At 71.7% G+C, this 23,176-nt stretch carries 22 protein-coding genes and 1 pseudogene; 12 read left to right on the forward strand and 11 right to left on the reverse strand.

The genetic code is table 11. From position 1 onward, the window contains the following. The first annotated feature begins 219 nt into the window (after window positions 1-219). The 3 genes from ACZ7G3_RS08105 to ACZ7G3_RS08115 all read left to right on the forward strand — a co-directional run bounded on the left by ACZ7G3_RS08105 (window position 220) and on the right by ACZ7G3_RS08115 (window position 3,002). Entirely contained in the window at window positions 220-1,155 is a 936-nt protein-coding gene (locus ACZ7G3_RS08105) for a M56 family metallopeptidase (protein WP_470924082.1), read from the forward strand. Between the two features lie 75 nt (window positions 1,156-1,230). Further along, window positions 1,231-1,902, forward strand: coding sequence for a phosphatase PAP2 family protein (locus tag ACZ7G3_RS08110; RefSeq protein WP_470924084.1), 672 nt, complete (start codon window positions 1,231-1,233; stop codon window positions 1,900-1,902). Between the two features lie 293 nt (window positions 1,903-2,195). Next, on the forward strand, window positions 2,196-3,002 hold the full coding sequence (locus tag ACZ7G3_RS08115; RefSeq protein ID WP_470924086.1) for a TetR/AcrR family transcriptional regulator: 807 nt from the start codon (window positions 2,196-2,198) through the stop codon (window positions 3,000-3,002). Here the strand turns inward: ACZ7G3_RS08115 and ACZ7G3_RS08120 are convergent. Next, entirely contained in the window at window positions 2,990-4,492 is a 1,503-nt protein-coding gene (locus ACZ7G3_RS08120) for an LVIVD repeat-containing protein (RefSeq protein ID WP_470924088.1), read from the reverse strand. The two genes, ACZ7G3_RS08115 and ACZ7G3_RS08120, sit on opposite strands and share 13 nt — an antisense overlap. 205 nt (window positions 4,493-4,697) lie before the next feature. On the opposite strand from ACZ7G3_RS08120, the gene ACZ7G3_RS08125 reads away from it, so the two are divergent. Beyond that, on the forward strand, window positions 4,698-5,360 hold the full coding sequence (locus ACZ7G3_RS08125) for a DUF305 domain-containing protein (RefSeq protein WP_470924090.1): 663 nt from the start codon (window positions 4,698-4,700) through the stop codon (window positions 5,358-5,360). Here ACZ7G3_RS08125 and ACZ7G3_RS08130 read toward each other — a convergent pair. Then, on the reverse strand, window positions 5,337-5,834 hold the full coding sequence (locus ACZ7G3_RS08130; protein WP_470924092.1) for a DUF6214 family protein: 498 nt from the start codon (window positions 5,832-5,834) through the stop codon (window positions 5,337-5,339). The genes ACZ7G3_RS08125 and ACZ7G3_RS08130 overlap by 24 nt on opposite strands. A gap of 238 nt (window positions 5,835-6,072) precedes the next feature. Between ACZ7G3_RS08130 and ACZ7G3_RS08135 the strand changes: the two genes are divergently transcribed. After that, window positions 6,073-7,419: an FAD-dependent oxidoreductase gene (locus tag ACZ7G3_RS08135; protein ID WP_470924094.1), complete on the forward strand. Its 1,347-nt coding sequence runs from the start codon at window positions 6,073-6,075 to the stop codon at window positions 7,417-7,419. 29 nt (window positions 7,420-7,448) lie between these two features. Here ACZ7G3_RS08135 and ACZ7G3_RS08140 read toward each other — a convergent pair whose 3' ends face one another. Further along, window positions 7,449-7,811, reverse strand: a complete 363-nt coding sequence (locus ACZ7G3_RS08140; protein WP_426602271.1) for a helix-turn-helix domain-containing protein — start codon at window positions 7,809-7,811, stop codon at window positions 7,449-7,451. Window positions 7,812-7,961: 150 nt separating this feature from the next. Here ACZ7G3_RS08140 and ACZ7G3_RS08145 point away from each other — a divergent pair, with 150 nt between their 5' ends. From ACZ7G3_RS08145 to ACZ7G3_RS08155, 3 genes are all read left to right on the forward strand, one after another. Next, a complete protein-coding gene (locus tag ACZ7G3_RS08145; RefSeq protein ID WP_470924096.1) occupies window positions 7,962-9,041 on the forward strand; it encodes an NADH:flavin oxidoreductase/NADH oxidase in 1,080 nt (359 codons plus the stop codon). A 203-nt stretch (window positions 9,042-9,244) separates the two neighbouring features. Beyond that, window positions 9,245-10,048 carry a pectate lyase gene (locus ACZ7G3_RS08150; RefSeq protein WP_470924097.1) on the forward strand — a complete coding sequence of 268 codons (804 nt, stop codon included), beginning with the start codon at window positions 9,245-9,247 and terminating at the stop codon, window positions 10,046-10,048. Window positions 10,049-10,795: 747 nt separating this feature from the next. Beyond that, window positions 10,796-11,950 carry a WD40/YVTN/BNR-like repeat-containing protein gene (locus tag ACZ7G3_RS08155; RefSeq protein WP_470924099.1) on the forward strand — a complete coding sequence of 385 codons (1,155 nt, stop codon included), beginning with the start codon at window positions 10,796-10,798 and terminating at the stop codon, window positions 11,948-11,950. A gap of 308 nt (window positions 11,951-12,258) precedes the next feature. On the opposite strand, the gene aztD is transcribed toward ACZ7G3_RS08155, so the two are convergent. From aztD to aztB, 4 genes are all read right to left on the reverse strand, one after another. Beyond that, window positions 12,259-13,458 carry a zinc metallochaperone AztD gene (gene aztD, locus ACZ7G3_RS08160; protein WP_470924101.1) on the reverse strand — a complete coding sequence of 400 codons (1,200 nt, stop codon included), beginning with the start codon at window positions 13,456-13,458 and terminating at the stop codon, window positions 12,259-12,261. Between the two features lie 87 nt (window positions 13,459-13,545). Then, window positions 13,546-14,496, reverse strand: a complete 951-nt coding sequence (gene aztC / locus ACZ7G3_RS08165) for a zinc ABC transporter substrate-binding protein AztC (RefSeq protein ID WP_470924103.1) — start codon at window positions 14,494-14,496, stop codon at window positions 13,546-13,548. Continuing rightward, complete coding sequence (locus ACZ7G3_RS08170; RefSeq protein WP_470924105.1) at window positions 14,493-15,731, reverse strand: hypothetical protein; 1,239 nt, start codon at window positions 15,729-15,731, stop codon at window positions 14,493-14,495. Before ACZ7G3_RS08170 ends, aztC begins: the two co-directional genes overlap by 4 nt. 21 nt (window positions 15,732-15,752) lie before the next feature. Next, entirely contained in the window at window positions 15,753-16,607 is an 855-nt protein-coding gene (gene aztB / locus ACZ7G3_RS08175) for a zinc ABC transporter permease AztB (protein WP_426598983.1), read from the reverse strand. Between the two features lie 16 nt (window positions 16,608-16,623). Between aztB and aztA the strand changes: the two genes are divergently transcribed. The 4 genes from aztA (at window position 16,624) to ACZ7G3_RS08195 (ending at window position 19,468) form a co-directional block, all read left to right on the forward strand. After that, window positions 16,624-17,367, forward strand: coding sequence for a zinc ABC transporter ATP-binding protein AztA (gene aztA, locus ACZ7G3_RS08180; protein ID WP_470924107.1), 744 nt, complete (start codon window positions 16,624-16,626; stop codon window positions 17,365-17,367). A 254-nt stretch (window positions 17,368-17,621) separates the two neighbouring features. Then, entirely contained in the window at window positions 17,622-17,792 is a 171-nt protein-coding gene (rpmF, locus tag ACZ7G3_RS08185) for a 50S ribosomal protein L32 (RefSeq protein WP_426598981.1), read from the forward strand. Window positions 17,793-17,796: 4 nt separating this feature from the next. Continuing rightward, window positions 17,797-18,966, forward strand: a complete 1,170-nt coding sequence (locus tag ACZ7G3_RS08190; RefSeq protein ID WP_470924109.1) for a GTP-binding protein — start codon at window positions 17,797-17,799, stop codon at window positions 18,964-18,966. Between the two features lie 70 nt (window positions 18,967-19,036). Continuing rightward, window positions 19,037-19,468, forward strand: a complete 432-nt coding sequence (locus ACZ7G3_RS08195) for a Fur family transcriptional regulator (protein WP_426598979.1) — start codon at window positions 19,037-19,039, stop codon at window positions 19,466-19,468. 214 nt (window positions 19,469-19,682) lie between these two features. Here the strand turns inward: ACZ7G3_RS08195 and ACZ7G3_RS08200 are convergent. The 4 genes and pseudogenes from ACZ7G3_RS08200 to ACZ7G3_RS08215 all read right to left on the reverse strand — a co-directional run. Beyond that, a pseudogene (locus ACZ7G3_RS08200) lies at window positions 19,683-20,035 on the reverse strand (peptidoglycan bridge formation glycyltransferase FemA/FemB family protein); the annotation flags it as partial. Window positions 20,036-20,151: 116 nt separating this feature from the next. Further along, window positions 20,152-21,141, reverse strand: a complete 990-nt coding sequence (locus ACZ7G3_RS08205; RefSeq protein ID WP_470924535.1) for an endonuclease/exonuclease/phosphatase family protein — start codon at window positions 21,139-21,141, stop codon at window positions 20,152-20,154. 124 nt (window positions 21,142-21,265) lie between these two features. Further along, a complete protein-coding gene (locus tag ACZ7G3_RS08210) occupies window positions 21,266-22,384 on the reverse strand; it encodes a sensor histidine kinase (RefSeq protein ID WP_470924111.1) in 1,119 nt (372 codons plus the stop codon). 10 nt (window positions 22,385-22,394) lie between these two features. Continuing rightward, window positions 22,395-23,090: a response regulator transcription factor gene (locus tag ACZ7G3_RS08215; protein ID WP_470924113.1), complete on the reverse strand. Its 696-nt coding sequence runs from the start codon at window positions 23,088-23,090 to the stop codon at window positions 22,395-22,397. Between the last annotated feature and the right edge of the window lie 86 nt (window positions 23,091-23,176).

The raw sequence follows: 23,176 nt of genomic DNA on the forward strand, positions 1-23,176 counted from the left end.
CGTCGGCCACGTGACACCGGACGGCCGCACCACGTCGGCCACGTGACACCGGACGGCCGCACGACGGTGGTCAATCCACACCCGGCGGTCCCACGAGGGCGACCTCGTGACCCCGGTGACCCCGACGCGTACCCGGCGCACCCCGCACGCAACCGTTGCCTGCGTCACTTTGTGCGGCGGGCCGTACTGCCGGGAGCGCGACGCTCATAGGCTGCCCCCATGATTCTCCCCGCGGCACTGCTGCTGCTCGGCGCCCTGACCGCCGTGCTCGCCCCCAGGCTGCTCGCCCGGGCCGACTGGCCGGACCGGGAACCGGTGGTCGCCCTGTGGGTGTGGCAGTGCGTGGTGGCGGCCGTGCTCGTGTGCTGCGCGCTGTCCATGACGTTCAGTGCGGCGGCGGCCTGGCACGCGGTGGGCGGGCCCGTCTTCGCGACGGCGCCGGGTCCGGTGGTCGAGGCCTACGCGCTCGGCACGTCCGGTCTCTGGGCGGACACCACCGCCGTCACCCTGGCCTGCGGCGGGCTGTGGAGCGTCGCGATGCTGGCCCGGGAGATCGTGCGGGCCCGGGCCAGGCGTCGGCGGCGCCGGGCGGAACTCCTTCTGCGTGCGCCGGTGTTGCCCGGCGAGGTGCCCGGATCGGCGCCGCTCGTCGTCCTGGAGGGCGAGCGTCCCGACGCGTGGTGGCTGCCCGGCTCTCCCCCGCAACTGGTCGTGACCACCGCCGCGTTGCGCCGCCTCAAGGGCCGGCAGTTGGACGCGGTACTCGCCCACGAGAAGGGGCACGCGCGGGCTCGGCACGACTGGCTGCTGCACTGCTCTGCGGCGCTGGCGGAGGGGTTTCCCCAAGTCCCGGTGTTCGCCGCGTTCCGCGACGAGATGCACCGCCTGGTCGAACTCGCCGCCGACGACGTGGCCTCCCGCCGCTTCGGCCGGCTGACGACCGCCCTGGCGTTGGTCGAACTCAACGAGGACCGGGGCGTGTTCGGCCCGTGCCCGACCGCACAGGCGCATGTCCCGCAGCGGGTGCACCGGCTGCTCACCCCGCCGAACCGGCTGACGGCGGCCCGGCGGCTGCGGTTGACGGCGGCGGCCGCGCTGGTCCCGGTGGTACCGGTACTGGTGGCTTTCGTGCCGGGGCTGCGGGCGCTGGGATAGCCCTCGCCGCCCTCCCGCCCCGGAGGGTGCCCCGGAAATTGGCCCCGGACCCCCTGGTTCCGCGAGTATCGCAGCATGCAGACGCCGCCCGTCCACTCCCCGCCCGGTCCACCGCAGCCCCGCACAGCCCTCCGCGTCACCTGGATGCTGGCCGTGTGCTCCGCGCTGCTCCTCACCCTGGTCGTCCTCGAGTGGCAGCCCCTGATCGGCCTGGATGACGACATCGCCGGCACGACGCACCGCTGGGCGGTCGACGAACCGGGCGTCACGCACGCCATGCGGATCCTCACCGACTGGGTGTGGGACACGTGGACCATGCGACTGCTGTGCGCGGTGGTGGTGCTGTGGCTGTGGTTCCGTCACGGGGACCGGTGGACGGCCGTGTGGCTGGGGACCACCTGTCTGCTGGGCAGTCTGGCGCAGCAGGCTCTGAAGGCGGCGGTGGACCGCGCCCGCCCGGTCTGGCCCGATCCCGTGGACTCCGCGCACTACGCGGCCTTCCCCTCGGGCCACGCCATGACCGCCACGTTCGTGTGCGGCCTCCTGGTCTGGCTCCTCCACTACTACGGCGCCGCCCGCCCCCTGCGCCTGACCGCCCTGGCCGTGGCGCTGGTCTCCGTGGCCGGTGTCGGCGTGACACGGGTCTGGCTCGGCGTCCACTGGGCCTCCGACGTCGTCGGCGGCTGGCTCCTCGGCACCCTGGTCGTGGCCCTGGCGGTACTGGTCCACCGGCACCGGCACCCGTGACCACACGGGCGGACGGCTGCGCGCGACGCCCGCCCGTGCCGGACTGCGGCTTTCCGGCCCCCGAGCCGGCCGAGCCGACCGGGACGGTCCGGGCGCGCTTCGGACGGCGAGGCGGCGCCGGACGGCGCGCATGCGCTGCGGGTAGCCCAAGGCAACCAGTGGGGGTCTCCGTCCGCCTCGGACGATCCCCCGTGTCGCCCGAGGCAGACGGTATCCGGAACAGGCCCGTCAAGGCGCCCGTCCGCCTGCGCCGAGTATAGTTGGCTGGCAGCCAGTCAACGCAGGAGTACAGCATGTCCCCGCGCAGCGCCTCGGTCAATGAAGAGTTGCGGCGGCGTTCGAAGGAGCGGCTCCTGCAGGCCGCGGTGGAGCTCGTCGGCGAGCACGGGTACGACGCGACCACGCTGGGCGCCATCGCCGACCGGGCGGGCTCGGCGCGCGGTCTGGTCTCGTACTACTTCCCCGGCAAGCGGCAGTTGCTGCAGTCGGCCGTGCACCGGCTGATGCACCGCACGCTGGAGGAGGCGCTGGAGCGCGAGCCGTGCACCGACGGGGGTCCGGAGCGGATGGCGCGGGCGATCGACGCGATCCTGGGCCTGGCCCGCGACCGGCCGGTACTCATGCGCCAGCACATGGCGGGCCTGCTCCAGGCCGAGGTGGGTTTCGTGCCGTGCCCCGAGCAGCGGCGGCTGGCGGAGCTGCTGCGGGACACCGTGGCCCGTCACGGCTCACGGGACGTCGACCGCGACTACCCGATGCTGCGCGCGCTGTTGATGGGCGCCGTGTTCGCCGCCCTGGTGCCGGGGGTGCCGATGCCCGTGCCGGTGCTGCGCGCAGAGCTGTTCAGGCGCTACCGGCTGGAGTGGGAGCTGGGTGTCCCGCCGGACGCCGAGGCGCCCGACGGGACGTGCGACACGGATCTGTCGCGGTTCTTCTCGACCGGTGTGCCCGGCCGACCGGTCCGGACGGACCCGGCCGACCGGTCCGACCCGCCGAATCCGACCGACCCGACCGACCCGACCGACCCGACCGACCCGACCGATCAGTCAGGCCGGGCAGACGGGATCGACCGGGCCGGCCGGGCGGCTCAGTCGAAGTAGTCCGGCTGCGTCTGCGTGTTGAGTTCACGCAGGTGGACCCGCTTGGCGGGGTCGGTGCGCCGGTCGTTGAGCTTGAGGACGTCGAAGCCCTTGGCCATGTCGTTCGAGTAGATGTAGCCGTTGTAGTAGTACGCCGACCAGGAACCGCCGCTGGAGATGGTCTCCGTGCTCAGCGGGCCGCGCTCGAAGTAGGCGATCTCCTTCGGACGCTTGGAGTCGGTGAACTCCCAGACGGAGACGCCGCCCTGGTACCAGGCCTGGACCATGATGTCGCGGCCCTTGACCGGGATCAGCGAGCCGTTGTGGGCCACGCAGTTCTCGGTGTCCGCCTGGTGGCGGGGGATCTTGAAGTAGCTGCGGAAGACCAGCTCGCGGTGGTCGCCCCGGCCGACGATGTCGTAGATGCCGTCGGCGCCGCGGTTCGGGCCGATCTCCGCGTTGCAGGTGGCGGCGCCGCCGCCGCCCAGCTCGTCGGTGAAGACGACCTTGTTCGCCTTCTGGTTGAAGGTCGCCGAGTGCCAGAACGCGAAGTTGACGTTGTCCTGGACCCGGTCGATGACCTTCGGACGCTCGGGGTCCTTGATGGAGAACAGGATGCCGTCGCCCATGCAGGCGCCCGCCGCCAGGTCCTTCGAGGGCAGGACGGTGATGTCGTGGCAGCCGGTGGTCTTGGAGACACCCGGGTTGGTGGGCCCGCCCGGGTTGCCGCCGCCGTCGGGGCCCTCACCGGGGAACAGCACCGGGAAGCCCACGACGGCCGCACGCTCGGGGGCCTTGCGCGGCACCTTGATGACGGAGATGCCGTCGTGCGGCGGCCGGCAGTCGGGGTAGGCGGCGTTCGGCGAGTACGAGGAGACGTAGATGTAGACGTTCTTGCGCTCGGGCACCAGCGTGTGGGTGTGCGAGCCGCAGGCCGTCTCGACGGCGGCGACGTACCTCGGGTTCCGCTTGTCGCTGATGTCGAAGACCTTCATGCCCTCCCAGGAGGACTTCTCGGTCGCCGGCTGCGTGGTGCTGTTGCAACTGCTGTCGCTGCGCGAGGAGTCGGTCGACAGGAACAGCAGGTCGCCGGAGACGGAGATGTCGTTCTGCGAGCCGGGGCACAGGACCTGGGCGACGGTCTTCGGCTTCCTCGGGTTGCTGATGTCGAAGATGCGGAAGCCGTCGTAGTTGCCGGCGAAGGCGTACCGGCCCTGGAAGGCCAGGTCCGAGTTGGTGCCCGGCAGCGCGTCCTTGGGGATGTTGGCCAGGTGCTCGATGTTGTCGGAGTGGACCGTCTCGTCCTGGCCGGGTATCTCTCCGCTCTCGATCGCGTCGCGCACTTCGGCACGTGCGCTCTTGGACACCTCCTTCGACGTCGCCGGGCCGTCCCCCGGGTCAGGGGTGGCCACGGCCGGGCCGGCCGTGAGCAGCGCGGACAGGAGACCGGCGGCGGCCGCCGCGACTCCCAGGCGTCTGCGCCGCGTTCGCGGGTCGCTCGACAGGATCACTGTTTCCTCCCTACGTCCGTTCCGGCGGAACGGCTCACGCAACCCGCAGTATCGTCTTCGGCATGCTCATACCAACAGAGGGCAACAGGCTCGCAATGAAGTTTTCTGATCAGTGACACGCGGAAGCGTGCTAGGACGGTCATGACACCCACGAGGTGTCCCGCACCCTCCCCCGGAGGGGTAGCCCCAGCCACAGGAGGTTGTTGTGCCCTTTCGCCCCTCGTCGTCCCGCTCCTCGCTCCTCACGGCCTCACTGACCGCACTGGCCGTGCTCGTGCTCGGGGCCTGCGACTCCGGTTCGGACACCGGGTCGGCGGCCGCAGCCGGACCTTCGGTGATCGCCCCGGGCAAACCGGGCGAGGGCAACCGGACACTGTCCGCCGAGGACGCCGAGGAGCAGCGCGCCGACGACGACTCCCCCAACTCGGCGGACGTCTCGTACGCGCGGATGATGATCCAGCACCATGCCCAGGCGCTGGAGATGACCGAACTCGTCCCGGAGCACGCCGAGTCGGGCCGGGTCAAACTGCTTGCCGAACGGATCTCCGCCGCTCAGGGACCGGAGATCACGGCGATGCGGGGATGGCTGAAGAACCACGGCGAGAAGGAGACGGGCGGCGGGCACGGACACGACCACGCCGCGATGCCGGGGATGGCGACCGAGGCCCAGTTGGAGAAGTTGCGCATGTCGCGGGGCAAGGCCTTCGACCGGCTCTTCCTCACTCTGATGATCACTCACCACGAGGGTGCGATCACCATGGCCGCGGAGGTGAAGTCGCAGGGCAACAACGTCCAGGTCGAGGAGATGGCCGACGACGTGGTCGCCCAGCAGACGAGCGAGATCTCACGGATGCGCGGGATGCTGTGACGGCTCCCCGGGAGCGTTTCGGCGCCGGGCGCGACGCGGGGCCAGGAAGCCCTCGTCGCGCGCCTGGCCGATCAGCCTGAGCGACCTCCGCCTGCTGTGTCCGGTCGCGCGCATCACCGCGAGGACCGGGTCGCCGCCCTCTTCCCGGGCCGCCCGGTACTCCTGCGCGAGAAGCCTGCGTCCTTCCCTGCCGCCGGGCCAGGCGGGGCGGGCATGCCGCGACGCGGCCGGTACGGCACGGGCGGAGTCCGGCACACAGGCCTCGAAGAGCGGGTGATCCAGCCACTCGGCGAGCACGGCCAGGTCGTCGAGGGACAACGGCGGTTCGGCGCGTACGTCCTCGACCCGCACGTCCCGGCCGGACAGCACGGCGAGCGCGTCCACCCGGGCACCGTCGGCGAACGTCAGCCGCACGTCGAACCACGAGGTGGTGGTGCCGCCCTCGCGCACCGCCCAGGTGTGCCGCACGGACATCTGACCGTCGTCCGGACAGCGGTCGGAAAGCTGAAGAGAACGATCAACGAAGGATGCTTCGAGCACACACCCTACGTAACCGCATGATCACATTCCATAAGAACAGAACACGCGCAGAACATGTGCCGTTCACCGGGCGCAGCACCCTGTCAGCGGAGCGGAAGCGGTGGGATGCTGGGAGAACCAGCGACCCTCTCCGACTTCCGGACCATCCGCCTCCCGGACAAGGAGTTCCGCCGTGCTGCGTGTCGCCGTCGTCGGCTCGGGACCGAGCGGGTGCTACACCGCCCAGAGCCTCGTCCAGCTCGGCCCCGATGTGTGCGTGGACGTCCTGGACCGCCTGCCGTGCCCGTACGGTCTCGTGCGGTACGGCGTGGCGCCGGACCACGAGAAGATCAAGTCGCTCCAGAACACCCTGCGCACGGTCCTGGAGCACGAGCGGGTGCGGTTCCTCGGCGGCGTCCCGGTCGGCCCCGGGGGCGTGCCGTCGGCCCGGCTCCGGGAGCTGTACCACGCGGTGGTGTACTGCGTGGGCGCCGCCACGGACCGGCGGCTGGGCATCCCCGGCGAGGACCTGCCGGGCAGTTGGTCGGCCACCGAGTTCGTTTCCTGGTACAGCGCCCATCCGGACGCCGTGGACGGCGGCTTCCTGCGCGGGGCGCGGTCCGCGGTCGTGATCGGCGTGGGCAACGTCGCCGTGGACGTGGCGCGGATGCTGGTCCGCGGCGTGGCCGAGCTGAGCGGCACCGACATGCCGCAGCCGGCCCTCGACACGCTCGCCGCCGGGCAGGTGGCCGACGTGCACATGGTGGGCCGGCGGGGTCCCTCACAGGCCCGCTTCACGACGAAGGAGCTGCGCGAGCTGGGCACCCTGCCGGACACGGCCGTCCTGGTGGACCCGGCGGAGCTGGCACTGGACCCCGCCTACCTGGACCCCTCCCGGCTCCCCGGCCCGCAACGCCGCAATGTGGAGGTGCTGCGCGGCTGGGCCGGGCGGGCCGAGCCGGACGCCGCCCGCCGGATCCGGCCACGCTTCTTCCTGCGCCCGGTGGAACTGACGGCGGACGGCGACGGGCACGTGCGCGCCGTGCGCTTCGAGCGGACGGCGCCGGACGGGCGCGGCGGCGTTACGGGCACCGGCCGGTACGAGGAGATCGAGGCCCGACTGGTGCTGCGGTCGGTGGGCTACCGGGGGGTGCCGCTGGAAGGGCTGCCCTTCGACCCGGCGAGCGGCACGGTGCCGCATCGGGCGGGGCGCGTCGTGCGCGCGGGCGCCGTCGCCCCCGGGGAGTACGTGGCCGGCTGGATCAAGCGGGGCCCCACCGGCGTCATCGGCACCAACCGTCCCTGCGCGAAGGAGACGGTGACCTCCCTACTGGCGGACGCCCCCGCGCTCGCGGGCCGGGACCTCCCCGCGGACCCCCTGCGGGTCCTGCGTGCCGAGGGGATCGAGCCGGTCGAGTGGACCGGGTGGCGGGCCATCGAACGGGCCGAGGCGGCACTCGGAGCCTCACTGGGACGGCATGTGGTGAAGCTGCCCGACTGGGAGTCGCTGCTGGCCGCGGCGCGGACGGCGACGCCCTGAGCACGTCCGCCCTCGTCCCTCGTCCGCCCTCAGCCGGCGCCGAGGCGGGCGGCCTGGCGGGCCGCGGCGGCCAGCAGGGCGTCGAGCAGACCCGGGAAGAGGGCGTCCAGGTCGCCCCTGCGCAGGCCGTTCATCTTGGCCGTGCCACGGTAGGTCTGCCGGATCACCCCGCTCTCGCGCAGCACCCGGAAGTGGTGCGTGGTCGTGGACTTGGTGACCGGCAGGTCGAAGTACGAGCAGGAGAAGAGCTCGTCGCTGTCGGCGGCGAGATCCCGCACGATCCGCAGCCGCACCGGGTCCGAGAGGGCGTGCAGCACTCCCTCCAGCCGGATCTCCTCGCGCGCCGGGTGCGGCAGGTCACGGGTGCCGGCGGCGGGGGCGGCGGGGGTCACGGCGGCTCCAGTTCGTCCGGGCGGGTCCCACCGTTCGGGGGACTCCATCGGGCTCATTGTACGAAAGGCATCGTAGTTTGACACGCGACGTACTACGAGAGTTATCGTACGAGCTGTTCCGTCCTGCCGCGACCACGGGAGCAGCCCCTCATGAGCGCCCTCTTCCAGCCCCTCCAACTGCGTGACACCACGATCCCGAACCGGGTCTGGATGCCGCCGATGTGCCAGTACTCCGCCGCACCGGAGGGCCCGCTGGCGGGCGTCCCCGGCGACTGGCACTTCGCGCACTACGGTGCGCGCGCGGTGGGCGGCACCGGCCTGATCGTCGTCGAGGCCACCGGCGTGTCGCCGGAGGGCCGCATCTCTCCCCAGGACCTCGGCCTGTGGAACGACACCCAGGTCGAGGCGTTCCGCCGGATCACGGACTTCCTGCGGTCCCAGGGCACGGTTCCGGCGATCCAGCTGGCCCACGCGGGCCGCAAGGCCTCGACCGCCCAGCCCTGGAAGGGTGGGGCGCCGGTGGGCCCGGACGCACACGGCTGGCAGCCGGTGGCCCCGAGCGCGCTCGCCTTCGACGAGCGGCACCCGGTGCCGGCCGAACTGACGGTCACGCAGATCCAGGAGGTCGTCCGCCAGTTCGCGGACGCCGCGCGCCGGGCCCTCGCGGCCGGTTTCGAGATCGTCGAGATCCACGGCGCCCACGGCTACCTGATCCACGAGTTCCTGTCGCCGCACTCCAACCACCGCACCGACGCCTACGGCGGCTCGTACGAGAACCGGACCCGGTTCGCCCTCGAAGTCGTCGACGCCGTACGGGAGGTGTGGCCCGACGACAAGCCGCTGTTCTTCCGCGTCTCGGCGACCGACTGGCTGGAGGAGGGCGGCTGGACGCCCGACGACACCGTCCGCTTCGCCGGCGACCTCCGGGCGCACGGCATCGACCTCCTCGACGTCTCCACCGGCGGCAACGTCCCGCGCGTCCGGATACCGACCGGGCCCGGCTACCAGGTCCCGTTCGCCGCGCGCGTGAAGGCCGGGAGCACCATGCCGGTCGCCGCCGTCGGCCTCATCACCGACGTCGAGCAGGCCGAGAAGATCCTGGCCAACGGCGAGGCCGACGCGGTACTGCTGGGCCGGGAACTGCTGCGCAACCCGTCCTGGGCCCAGCACGCGGCGCGGGAGCTGGGCGAAGACGCCCGGATGCCGGACCAGTACGGCTGGGGCATGTGAGTCGGGGCTTCCTCACGCGCGAAGCGTTGACTAGAAAGCGCTTGCCCTCTACGGTCCGTTCATCAGCATGACCCGTCGCGAACACGGTGCCCCGCCACGGCCCCACAGTGGCCGCACCGCGTTCGCGACATCGGTCAGCATGACGCACAACGTTCAGGTACATGTTCCGTTCCACCCCCACTCCCTACGGAAGGGATCAGAACATGACTGCTGCGACACACCCCCGCACACGGTGGCGCGCCGCGACCGGCGCGCTGGCCGCACTCGGCCTCTCGGTTGGCATGCTCATGACTTTCGAAGCCTCCTCGGCGCAAGCCGCCACCTGGCCGACCCCCAACGGCAGCGAAGGAGTCTCCTCCACCATCCCGGTCTCCGGCACCAAGGACTACGGGATGAAGCGCCTCTACGGCACCGGCGACCTGGGCTCCGGCGGCCAGGACGAGGACCAGGGCCCGATCCTGGAACTGGCCCCCGGCGCCGTGCTCAAGAACGTGATCATCGGCGCCCCCGCCGCGGACGGCATCCACTGCAAGGGCAGCTGCACCCTGCAGAACGTCTGGTGGGAGGACGTCGGCGAGGACGCGGCGACCTTCCGGGGCTCCTCCTCGTCGAACGTCTACACCGTCTCCGGCGGGGGCGCCAAGGAAGCCAGTGACAAGGTGTTCCAGTTCAACGGCGCCGGGACGCTGAACGTCTCCGGCTTCGCCGTCAAGAACTTCGGCACCTTCATCCGCTCCTGCGGCAACTGCTCGACGCAGTACAAGCGGACGATCAACCTCAACAGCATCGAGGTCGGCTGGAAGGGAAGCCGGATCGTCGGCATCAACACCAACTACGGCGACAGCGCCACCCTGCGCAACATCACGATCGTCGGAGACAGCGGCAAGAAGATCGTCCCGTGCCAGAAGTACATCGGCAACGACGACGGCGACGAGCCGGACTCGAACGGCTCGGGCCCCGACGGCACGCACTGCAAGTACTCGTCGTCCGACATCGCCTACAGGTGACGCGGCGGACGGGCGGATGACGGTGGGTTGACGCCGTCGTCCCAGGTCCGGGTGCCCCGCGCCCGGACCTCTCCGGCCTGCTCGCTCCCGCTGGTACTCCGTACGGGCGTCCCGTGGCTCCGTGCCCGGCCAGCGGGAGGGGAGCGGTCCAGGGGGCAGCCGCGGGTCGGCGGGCAGGTGGTGCACGACGGCGGCGGCGAAGGCGGTGGGCCGGTCGGCCGGGGCGGGAGGCACGGCCGACCGGCCACCCGGCCACCCGGCCACCCGGCCACCCGGCCACCCGGCCACCCGGCCACCCGACCACCACCCGGCCACCCGGCCGAGCGCGGCGGGCAGCGGATGGCGCGGGGCGGCGGGGCGGCGGGGCGGCGGGGCGGCGGGACGCAGCCGGACGCCTGCGCCAGGTTCGGCGAGGCGCAGGGCGGTCAACCGGGTGCGCGGGCCGGCGCGTTCGGCGGGACCGCGCCCCGTCGCCTGATCACGACCATCCGACGGCCCTCCCCCTCCAGGCCTCCCTCCCGGTCCGGCACACCGCCGACCGTCGTCGCCGCCTTCCGCGCGGCCCGCTCCCGGCGGCGACCGGGGGCACGCCTTCGGCACGCTGCCGGCCGGAGCCGGAGCCGGCTCCGACGGCGTCCCGGCGCGGGCGCTGCCCGGCGAGGGCCGAGCGGCTTGCGCGGGGACCTCTCTCCGGATCCGACACCACGTCCTGACCTGCGGTGACACCCTTTCCAGAGGTGACTGTCAGTGCCGGGGTGCAGACTGGCCCGTGTCCGAGACAAAGGCGTCGACGACGACGCCGCGGAGGTGATCGGCATGACCGAGGTACTGCTCGCCGTGGGCACCCGCAAGGGCCTGTTCATCGGGCGCCGGCGGGGTGGCACCTGGGAGTTCGACGAAAGTCCCTACTTCAACGCACAGGCCGTCTACTCGGTCGCCCTCGACACCCGCCGCGACACCCCGCGGCTGCTGGCCGGCGGCGACAGCGCGCACTGGGGCCCGTCGGTGTTCCACTCCGACGACCTGGGCCGCACCTGGACCGAACCGGCGCAGCCGGCCGTCAAGTTCCCCAAGGAGACCGGCGCTTCGCTGGAGCGGGTGTGGCAGCTGCACCCGGCCGCCGCGGAGCCGGACGTGGTCTACGCGGGCACCGAACCGGCCGCGCTGTACCGCTCGGAGGACCGCGGCGAGAGCTTCGAGCTGGTCCGCCCCCTGTGGGAGCACCCCACGCGGTCCCAGTGGGTACCGGGAGGCGGCGGCGAGGGGCTGCACACCGTGCTCACCGACAAGCGGGACCCGCGGTCGGTGACGGTCGCCGTCTCGGCCGCCGGTGTGTTCCGCACGGCCGACGGCGGTGCGAGCTGGGCGCCGTCCAACTCCGGCGTCTCCGCGGTCTTCCTGCCGGACCCGGACCCGGAGTTCGGCCAGTGCGTGCACAAGGTCGCACGGGACGCGGCGGCACCGGACCGGCTGTATCTGCAGAACCACTGGGGTGTGTACCGCAGCGACGACGCGGGCGGGCACTGGACGGACATCGGTGAGGGCCTGCCGTCCACGTTCGGCTTCGCGATGGCCGCCCATCCGCACCGCGGCGACACGGCGTACGTCTTCCCGATCAACGCCGACGCGGACCGGGTCCCGGCGGACCGCCGCTGCCGGGTGTTCCGCACGGCGGACGCGGGGCGGAGCTGGGAGCCGCTCACGGCGGGACTGCCCCAGGAGGACCACTACGGCACGGTGCTGCGCGACGCGCTGTGCACCGACGAGGCGGAGCAGGCGGGCGTGTACTTCGGCAACCGCAACGGCGAGGTGTTCGCGTCGGCCGACGACGGGGACAGCTGGCGGCAGCTGGCCGCGCACCTGCCGGACGTGCTGTGCGTGCGGGCCGCGGTCGTCGGATGAGCCCGCCCGGGGCCGCGCCCTCGGCCACCGCTTGACCGGCGCCACCCGTACGGCACCGGGGTCACCCGCGGAGCCACGGCCCTGCGTGAAGCCGTCGAAGCGGGCGGGCGGAGGCGCGGGGGGACGGCTTCGGCCCGGCTTGATGCCCGCCGCCGCGCCGCAGGCTGCCGGCGAAGCCGGTCCGGCACCCGAACACCCCCGTTCCCGGTCGCGGCGGCCGCTGCGTGCGGTCCGGCCGTGAAAGCGGTACGTGACGTACGCTCCGCCCCCGCCGCCCTTCCGGTCGCGGTGGGGGGCGGAGCGCGCGGTCAGTGTCCCGCGACGACTCCCGACAGCTCGTTGGTGCTCTCCGGCAGGGTGACGGAGGTGACCTTCTTGCCGGTCTCCAGGTCGATGGCGTGCAGGGCTTTCTTGCTGGGATCGGACACGTAGGCGGTGTGGTCACGGACGAACAGGGTGGGCCGGGCCTGCTGCCAGTCCAGCGGCTCCTGCCACTCGCCCACCGCGGGGATCTTCTTCGCGATCTCCCCGCTGTTCTGGTCGATCACATGGATGGCGCCGTCGGTGCCGAGGACGAGAGCCTCGCCCTGCGGGCCACGGGCCAGCGAACGGAACGAGTAGCTGGTGCCCAGGTCGACCAGGCGCAGCTTCTTCTTCTCGGTGTCGATGAGGGAGACGCGGGTGGGCCGCTCCAGCTCGGCCTCGGGGTCGGTCTTGTAGTCGCCCAGGAGGACCGGGGAGGCGTCGCTGCCGGCCTGGTTGCCGATGCGGCCGTAGTCGTCGGGGGCGTCGATCTTGGTGAAGTCGCCGTCCTTGTAGATCAGGACACCGTCCTCGCAGCCGAGGGCGACGGCCTCGTTCCGGGCGGCCGCCTCACCGTGGACGCCGGGGCACTTCTCGTTCCGCGCGATCTCCTTGTTGTTCTTGTCCAGCACCAGCGCGCCGGTCCGCTTCTCCTCGGTGCCCAGGGTGCTGAGGAGCTCGCCGTTGGCCAGTTCGATGGCGACGCCGTGGTGTGCCTCGGCGGATGTGTAGGTGCGTCCTTCCGGCTTCTCGCCACCGCTCAGGTCCGCGGGGTCGAAGACGTTGACCTCTCCGGTGCCGTCGGTGAAGAGCACGGTCCTGCCCGCATGACGTACGACGTGGCCGGGCTTGGCACCCTTGTACTCGATGTCGGTGAGGGCCTGCTCGGCGGCGTCCAGCACGCGGAAGCCGGTGTCGGTGGAGACGATGACGTGGGCGTCGTCCCCCGCCGGGTTGACTCGGTTGAAACCGGGCAGCTCGATCGTCCTGGTGAGCTTGAGGCTCTCGCCGTCCAGGATGTACAGGCCGCCGTCGAAGGTGGCGACCAGCGGGTTCTCGACCGCGGCGGCGGGCGTGGCGCTCGCGGTGCCCTCGGCCTTCGCGTCGGAAGCGGAGTCCTCTCCTCCGCAGGCTGTCAGCACAGTGGCCACCGCGAGGGCGAGTGCCGTCCCGGTGAGGGCTCTGTCGCGTATCGACTTGTCCATCGGTGCGTTCCTTTCCGTGCCGCGCGGTGGCGGCAGTGGCGTGTGACGGTTTCGGCCCGTCTGCCGGTGCTTCGGGGTTGGGGGGGGTCAGTCGCCGGTCAGGCCGTCGGTCATGGCGGTGGTGTCGGCGCCCTCGCCCTCGGCGGTCAGCGACTCCGAGTAGAGCTTGACGACCTGGACCCGGCCGTCCAGTTCCGTGCGCAGGACCTCGGCGAGCCGTGTCGGCTGGGAGGAGTCGGCGAACACGGTGCGTACGCCGGCCTCTTCCATCGCCTCGGTGAGCGAGCGCAGGTCGGCGGAGCTGGGCGAGGCCAGTGTGGTGCCGCTGGGGATGACCGCGCCGATCACGCGGAAGCCGAAGCGGTCGGCGAGGTAGCCGAAGACGTGGTGGTTGGTCACCAGGGCACGCCGGTCCTCGGGGATGCGGTCGAAGGACTTCTCCATCCAGGTGGTGAGGTCCGCGAGTTCCTCGCCGTAGCGGTCGGCATGGGCGCGTATCGCGCCGTCGTCCACCCCGTCGACGTGCTCGATCACCTGACGGGCTATCAGGTCGGTGGCCTTGCGCACCCGGTCGGGATCGGTCCAGAAGTGCGGGTCGGGTTGCCCTTCCCCCTCCTCCGGGCCACCGTCGTCGGCCGTACGGAAGCCGAGCGGGTCGACCGCGTCGCCGACCTCGAAGGTGGCGACGCCGGACTCGCGGGCGGCGTCCACGTGCCGCAGGACGTTCTCCTCCAGCCCCAGGCCGTTGTAGACCACGAGGTCGGCGCGCTCCAGTTCGGCGGCCTGGGCCGCCGACAGGCCGAAGGAGTGCGGGTCGGCGTTGGGCCTCATCAGGACGGTGACGTCGGCTTCGTCGCCGACGATCTCCCTGGTGATGTCGCCGAGGATGTTGGTGGTGACCACGATGCGGGGCTGGTCCCCGGTGGTGGTGCACGCGGCGGCGGCAGCCACCGTGACCACGGCGAGCAGGCCCGCGATCAGACTGCGCAGACGCGCCACGCCCACGCGCACGCGCCGCCTCGTCGCACTCCGGCTCATCGGCCGGTCTCCGCCATGAGGACCGGCTCGATGTCCAGGTCGAAGGAGCGCGAGATGCGCAGGCCGTCGTTGTAGTCGATCTCGAACACCTTCTTGCCCTCGGGGTCGTTGACGTAGGCGCGGCTGCGGTCGACTTCGACCACGGGGGCGGTGCCGTCGGCTCCGGCCCGCCGCACTTCTCCGGTCAGGAGCGGCTCGGTCCGCGCGATCTGCTTCCCGGTGGCGATGTCGTAGCCGTGCAGCGAGCCGTCGGTCTCCAGGACGAGCAGCGGGGAGCCCTCTCCGGCGGTGTTTGCGGCCACGACGGGCCCGGTGTCCACCCGGGTCCAGGTCCGCTCGGTGACGTCCAGGACCCATACGGCGTCGGCCCCGGCCGGTGCGGTGAGGGTGTCGCTGCCGGGCCGCTGCCGGAAGGAGGTGGCTCGCTCCTCCGCCGGCACGTCCTCGCCGTGGGGGATCTTCTCCGCGCTGAAGGCGCCGCCCTTCTCACGGACGAGCAGGGCGCCGTCGGCGCAGCCCAGGACCACGCCGCGCCGGGTGACGGCGTCGCCTCGCGGCTCCTCGCACTCCACGTCCGGGGAGGCGACGCGCTTGCCGTCGCGGTCGAGTACGACGAGCTTCGTGCTGCCGCCCTCGTCCGTGAAGCCGAGCAGGTGCTCCTCGTACGGCACGACGGCGCCGGTGTAGGCGCCCGCCGGCGCCCGGGAGGACACGATCCTGCCCTTCTCCAGCTTGCCGCGGTCGTAGAGGACCGTCCGCCCGTCCTCGTCGGTCACCGCGGTCACGGCGGCATCGCTGCGCACCTGTGCCTCGCGGCCCGCGGGGAGTTCGCCCACATCGCGTATCGCCGCGCTGTAGTAGTGGACGTGGTCCCCGTGGTCCACCATCCAGGTGCCGCTGTCGAGTACGTGTGTGCCGCCGGAGGTGTGGAGGTAGCCGAACCGTCCGTCCGTGCCGAGCCGGACGGCGCCTGCCACCCGGGCCGTCTTGTGCACCTTGCCGGTGATGAGGTCGAGGACCCGGCTGTTTCCGCTGTCGGGGTCGTTGAGGAGCAGCCGGGACTGCTGTTCGGCGGCTTCCTGCGCTCCCTCGACGTACCCGTGCGGAGTGGGGGACGGGGAACCGGCCGCGGTCGGGGAGTCGTTGTCCTTCTCCCCCGCGCAGCTCGTGGTGAGCAGCGCGGTGAGGACCAGTGCGGCCGAAGCCCATGGGGTGACGTGTCTGCGGACGGTCATGGTGATCGCCTCAGGCTTCTTTCAGTCGGTTTCGAGGGCGGGTGCGGCGGCGAGGCGCGTACGTCGGTGACGCAGACCGGACGCCAGGTGGGAGAGGAAGAACAGGCTGACCGCGAGGGCCGAGACGGTCGCTCCGGCGGCGGTGCCCAGGTGCCAGGACAGCAGCAGGCCGCCGAACGTGGCGGCGGCGCCGAGGAGCGCGGCGAGCACCATCACCCCGCGGACGCTGCGCGCCCACGGCAGGGCCGTGGCCGGCGGAGCGATGAGCAGGCCGAGGACGAGCAGCGTTCCCACGATGTGGAATGAGGCCACGATGGCCAGACCGAGCAGACCGAGCAGCACGGCGTGGGCCAGGCGCGGCCGCAGCCCCAGGGTCTGGGCCTTGCGTGAGTCGAACGCCAGGGCCAGGAAGGCGCGGTGCCCGAGTACCGAGACCACCAACGCCGCGAACAGCGCCGCCGCGAGCAGGAAGAGGTCCTGTCGGCGGACGGCGAGGACGTCACCGAACAGGAAGCCGGTCAGGTCCACCGCGAAGGACTGCGAGCGCGACACGATGATCACCCCGAGCGACAGCATGCCGACGAAGAGCAGCCCGATGCCGGTGTCCTGGGACAGCCTCGGGGTACGTCCGAGCACGGTGACGCCCGCCGTCATGACGACGGCGCTGACCACCGCGCCCACCATCAGGTTCCCGCCGAACAGCGAGGCCAGCGCGACCCCCGGCAGCAGGCCGTGGGACATGGCGTCGCCGAGGAAGGCCATCCCCCGCAGAACCACCCAGGTGCCCGCCAGCGCGCAGATCGCGGACACGAGCATGCCGCCCCACAGGGCTCGCTGAACGAAAGTCACCTCGAACGGGGCCGTCAACCATTCCATACCGAGGGACACTACAATGAAAATCATGTTCAACAAACCCCACCCCTCGGCCACCCCACCCCGAGAGCGGACCCCTCACGTCCGCTTCACCGAGTTGTGCGCGGGCCACCCGGGGCGCCCCGTCCTGCGCCGACTCAGCGCGGAAATAGCCACGTTGACCACCACGGCACTCGTCGGCCCGAACGGCAGCGGCAAGTCGACCCTGCTCGGCGTTCTCGCCGGCGTGATCCGCCCGACATCCGGCGAACTCCACCACGACGGAGAGCTGCCGCCCGCGTTCGTGCCGCAGCGCGGAGCCGTCGGTGACACCCTGCCGCTCACCGTCCGGCAGACCGTGGAGATGGGGCGGTGGGGCGAGCGCGGACCATGGCGCCGGCTCACCCGCCAGGACCACGCGACCGTGGACTCCGCGCTCGACCGGCTCGGCATCGGCGACCTCGCCTCACGCCAACTGGCGGAGCTGTCCGGCGGTCAACGCCAACGCGCCCTGATCGCCCAGGGGTTGGCGCAGGAGTCGGACCTGCTGCTGCTCGACGAGCCGACCACGGGGCTGGACCCGGAAGCCAGGGCGCGGATCGGAACACTGCTGACCGCACTCGTCGCCGACGGCGTGACGGTCGTCCAGGCCACGCACGACCTCGAGGCCGCACGCGCGGCGGACAGCTGCCTGCTGCTCCAGGACGGCCGCCTCGCAGGACAGGGACACCCCGATCAGGTCCTCACCACGTCGGCACTGGCCCGGATCTGGCAGCCATTCTGAATCGCCCCCGCAGGAGGACGGGTGGCCCGCACTCGGAACCGGACAACACGGCGGCGGGAACACACCCTCCCGTTAACAATGAATACCGTTTTCATGTAACGTCGTGGTCTCCGGCATGGTCTCCGGTCTCCGGTCTCGTTCATCTGCCCGGCCGCTCAGCGTCCGCCGCAGGTCGAGGCGTACCGACCCGACCTCCTGCGGTTTCCGTGGCTGCCGATCGACCGATCACCGTTCTCCCACGAAAGGCCCCCGTCATGGCCGTTCCCAAGCGCAAGATGTCCCGCAGCAACACCCGCCACCGCCGTGCCCAGTGGAAGGCGAGCACACCACGCCTGGTCGACGTGACGGTGGACGGCGTGACCTACCGGGTTCCACAGCACCTCGTGCCCGCCTACCGGCGCGGGCTGCTGCGCCCGGAAGGCTGAGCGGATGCGGTCCCGACGCCTGCCGGTCACCGTGCTGTCGGGCTTTCTCGGCGCGGGTAAGACGACCCTGCTCAACCACGTCCTCACCAACCGCGAGGGCCTGCGCGTGGCGGTGATCGTCAACGACATGAGCGAGGTCAACATCGACGCCGCGCTGGTACGCGGCGGTGAGGCCGCGCTCTCCCGGACCGAGGAGCGGCTGGTGGAGATGACCAACGGCTGCATCTGCTGCACCCTCAGGGACGACCTGCTGGAGGAGGTCGACCGGCTCGCCCGGGAGGACCGCTTCGACTACCTGCTCATCGAGTCCAGCGGCATCTCCGAGCCGATGCCCGTGGCCGCCACGTTCGCCTTCGCCCGCGACGACGGAGCCGCACTGGACGACGTGGCACGCCTGGACACCATGGTCACCGTGGTCGACGCCGCCAACTTCCTGGCCGAACTGGCGGACGGCGACGATCTCGCCGAGCGCGGGCTCGCCCCCTATGAGGACGACGAGCGCACCGTGAGCGACCTGCTGATCGACCAGGTCGAGTTCGCCGACGTACTCGTGCTGAACAAGCTGGACCTGGTCGACGACACCGACGCCGATCGGCTGCGCGGGGTGCTGACCCGGCTCAATCCCCAGGCGCGGTTGATCACCTCGGTTCACGGCCGGGTCGCCGCCCGTGATGTCCTGGAGACCGGGCACTTCGACCTGGAACGCGCCCAGCAGGCACCGGGCTGGGTGCGGGAGCTGAACGGCGACCACGTCCCGGAGACCGAGGAGTACGGCATCTCCTCCCTCGTCTTCCGGTCGGCCGCGGCCTTCCATCCCGGGCGCCTCTGGGACTTCGTCACCGAGGGCCTGGACAGCGGCGCGTACGGACGCGTCCTGCGCTCCAAGGGCTTCTTCACGCTGGCCGGGCGCGAGGGCGTGACCGGTCTGTGGTCCCAGGCCGGCTCCGTCGCCCGCTTCGAACCCTCCGGTGCGCGGGACAGCGACGTGCCGCACGCGCAGGAGGTGGTCTTCATCGGTGTCGGCCTGCGGGCGGACTCCCTGCGCACCGCCCTCGCCGCCTGCCTCATGGCCGCAGGGGAGCCGGTGCCCTCGGCCGACCCCTTCCCCGCCTGGGACACCGGAGAGGTCTGCGAGCACGAACACGGCCCCTCGTCCCTCGCAGCGGCCGTCTGACCCGACGCGGGGCGGCCCGGCGCGCTCGTCCGCCCCGCCCGGCGGCTCCCACCGTGACGGAGGCACACCCATGTACGGAACGACCCGCGGCGAGTGGCGCTACACCCCGCAACGGGCCGCCGTCCTCTCGGCGTTGACCACCTGCGAGGGCTTCACCTCGGCCCAGGTCCTGCACGCGGCGCTCACGGCGGACGGTGTCGAGATCGGCCTGACCACCGTGTACCGCACGCTCCACCTGCTGGAGGCCGCGGGTCAGGTGGACATGGTGCGCGACGGCGACGGCGAACGCCTCTACCGGCCCCGGCCCGCCGACGGACACCGGCACTACCTCCTGTGCCGGGGGTGCGGTCTCAGTCTCGCCGTCGAGTCCGAGGAGGTCGAGCGATGGGCGGCCGAGGTCGCGCGCACCACCGGCTTCCACGACGTGGAGCACACCCTCGAACTGACCGGCGTGTGCGACAGCTGTCACGTCGGGCCCAACGGCAGTCGGAGGGGGACCTGACGTGCGTGTGCCGCGCCTGGGTGTGAGGCCCGGGCACGGCACACACACGCGGGGTGGACCCCACGCATCGCGGCCGGAACTCCCCCTTCCTCCGTCCCTCCCGGCCTCCCGCGCCACGGGCGGGACCCGCGAAGGCACCAGCGGCCGGTGTTGGGCTGTTCGGTGCGCACGGTTCTCCCGCCGGCCTGGGCGGTCTCAACCACGGCGGGGGTGGATGAGCCGCCAGGGGGGCGAGCCACACGCCAAGATCGCCGGTCCAGTCGATGAGCGGGCCCTCGGGCAGATAGGCCAGCGTGAACCGTTCGAGCTTCGGCACCGGGCGATGCAGGACGAGCCCGGCGCCGACCAGTTGTCCGCCTCGAACCAGCCGAGGGACTCGCTGCGCCACTCGGTCTTCACACGGCCCCAGGCCGGCGTCTGCAGGAAGCCGGCCGACCGCTGGGACCGTACGAACGCCAAGTGCTCGGTGGTGCTGATCGGCCAGACGGTCAAAGGCCCGCCCGAGGCGCCTGCCCCCGGGTACCGCCGGGTTCCGGCTGCTGTGTGTACTGGTTCGCTGCAGGACATGCCGCCAGTCAAGGCAATGCGGTGTTGCGGGGGCGTATGCGGTTTTCGATACGCCGGCGGTATGCTCCGGGATTTCCGGACCAGCCTGTTGCGGCACGTCCCGTACCGGGCTGCCGTCACCAGCCGACGCGGGCCGCCACCGGCCGGTGGTCGCTCCCGGTAGCCGGCAGCACCCACGAACTCCGCGGCTCCACGCCCCGGGTGAGGATCTGATCGATCCGTACCATCGGGAACTTCGCCGGCCAGCTGAAGCCGAAGCCGTTCCCGGCCGCGTCCTGGGCCGAGTGCAGCCGCGAGGTGAGGCCGTCGAGCTTGCGGTCGTCCGTGGTGCCGTTCATGTCGCCGAGCAGCACCACCCGCCTGTTCTGCTCGGCGGCGACGGCTTCGGCGAGCGCCTCGGCGTTCCTGTCCCGGCTCGCCGTCCAGAAGCCTTGCCCGGGATTCACGCGAACGGATCCCAGATGAGCCACATACACGGCCAGCGGCCCGTGGTCGGTGGCCACCGTGGCACGCAGCGCCCGGTTGTCGGCCAGCTTGACGTCGGCCGGCTTGGAGTCCCCCAGCGGCCCGACGTCCTGCGCGATGTCGACCGGCCGGACATCCGACAGCGGCCGCTTGCTCCACAGACCGACCGTGCCCTGCACCGAGTGGTACGGGTACGCCTTCGCCAGCTCCTTCTCGTACACCGGCTTCGCCCGTGCGGTGATCTCCTCCAGGGCCAGCAGGTCCGCGCCGGCGGCGGCCAGGTCGCGGGCGGTGCCGGCGGGGTCGGGGTTGTCGGCGTCGACGTTGTGGCTGACCGCGGTGAGGTCGCCGCCCGCGTGTGACTTGTCGACGAGCAGCCCGCCGAAGAGGCTCACCCATGTCACGACCGGCAGCAGCAGTGCGACGACCGCGGAGGCGGACCGACGCCACAGCGCCCCGGCGAGCAGCACCGGGACGAACACGCCGAACCACGGCAGGGCGGTCTCCACCAGACTGCCGATGTTCCCGATCCGGTTCGGTATCCGCGCATGCAGCAGCAGGAGCAGGCCGAGCAGCAGCGCCGACGCCGCGAGCACCCGGCCGCGCTGCCACGGCCCCGGCCGGGACAGGCTGCCGATCACCCGGTGGGCGACCGGGCGCTTCACGGTGGTCTCGGCGGTCTCGGCGGTCTCGGCGGTTTCGGCGGTCTCGGCGCGCCCGTCCGCTTCGGCCTGCCGCCGCTCGTCCGCAACGTCCTGTCTTGCTTCACTCACTGGTCAAGTTCCTGACCTGCTTGGCTGAATGGGGTGCCGGGGCGGGCAGTTGAACGGCGATTCGCAGGCCGCCGTCGGCACGCGGGGTGAGGGCGAGGGATCCGTCGTGTACGTGGACGATCCGCTGGACGATGGCCAGGCCGAGGCCGACGCCGGCGTGGTCGGTGTGGACGCGTTCGGTGCCGCGTTGAAACGGTTCGGTCAGGGTCGAGACCAACTCCGGGGAGAGCTTCTCGCCGCTGTTCTCGACAGTGAGTACCGCGCTCCCGGAGCGGACGCCGGTGCGGACCCACACCGAACCGCGTTCGGGCAGGTTGTGCACGATGGCGTTGTGCACGAGGTTCGTCGTCATCTGCAGCAGCAGCGCCGGCGACCCGGAAGCCGTGGCGACGTCACCGGAGGTGTCGATGGTGACCCCGCGCTTCTCGGCGAGCGGGAGCAGTGTCTCGGCGGCCTCTTCCACGAGCAGGGACAGGTCGACCGGCTCCCGGGTGAAGGCCTGCTTGTCGGCGCGGCTGAGCACGAGCAGCGCCTCGGTGAGGCCGATCGCCCGGGCGTTGACGACGCGGAGGCGCTCGACGAGCTCGTCGATGTCGCGGTGCGGATCGTTGCGCGCCACGTCGAGGAGAGCCTGCGTGGTCGCCAGCGGCGTGCGCAGTTCATGCGAGGCGTTGGCGGCGAATCTCTGCTGCTCGGCGACGTGTGTTTCGAGCCGCTCCAGCATGGTGTCGAAGGCATCGGCGAGTTCGCGGAACTCGTCCCCGCGGCCCGGCAGCCGGATGCGGTGGGAGAGCGAGCCGTTGGTGGCCATGCGGGTGGCGTCCGTGACGCGGGTCAGCGGAGCGAGCATGCGGCCGGCGAGGATCCACCCGCCCACGAGGCCGAACACCAGCAGGAATGTCAGTACTGCGGCCGCCCTCGGAGCGAAGACGTCCAGAAGAGCGGACCGGACGGGGAAAACACCGCCGCTGGGCCTGTCGTCGGGGTTGTAGAGCATCGCACGGTCGGGGACGTATCTCAGGAGGAACACCCACACCGCCCCCATCAGCAGGGCACCGGCCAGCATGAGGAATCCGGCGTAGCTGAGGGTGAGCTTGACGCGCACGCTCACACCGGGCTGCCTATCCACGGCTCTGCCCCTGGTGTCCGGTGCCGGGCGCGGTGTCGATGCGGTAGCCGACGCCTGGCACGGTGGCGATGGCCCAGGGTTCGCCGAGCCGTTTGCGCAGGGCTGAGACGGTGATCCGTACGGCGTTGGTGAACGGGTCGGCGTTCTCGTCCCAGGCCCGCTCCAACAGTTCCTCGGCGCTGACGACACCGCCTTCGGCAGCGACGAGGACTTCGAGTACGGCGAACTGCTTCCTCGTCAGCGCGACATGGCGGCCGTCGCGGTGTACCTCCCGGCGGAACGGGTCGAGCCGCAGACCTGCGATCTCCCGCACGGGCGGCCTGCTGTGCGCACGCCTGCGGTCGAGTGCCCTGAGCCGGAGGACGAGTTCCTGAAGTTCGAACGGCTTCGTGAGGTAGTCGTCGGCGCCGAGCTCGAACCCGGTGGCCTTGTCGTCGAGACGGTCGGCAGCGGTGAGTATGAGGATCGGCATGCCACTGCCGGAGGCGACGATGCTCTTGGCGACCTCGTCACCGCTGGGCCCGGGAATGTCCCGGTCGAGGACGGCGATGTCGTACGTGTTGATGCTCAGCAGCTCGAGCGCGGTGTCGCCGTCACCTGCGATGTCCGCCGCGATGGCTTCCAGGCGCAGGCCGTCGCGGATGGCCTGCGCCATATAGGGCTCGTCCTCGACGATCAGCACACGCATACTCCGAGGCTACGGGCCCGGACATATCGTCGTCGTATCGAAAACCGCGTACGGACGGCACCATGCCGCGGCCTTGACTGCGGGGA

It is taken from the genome of Streptomyces sp. NPDC037271, assembly GCF_055603605.1.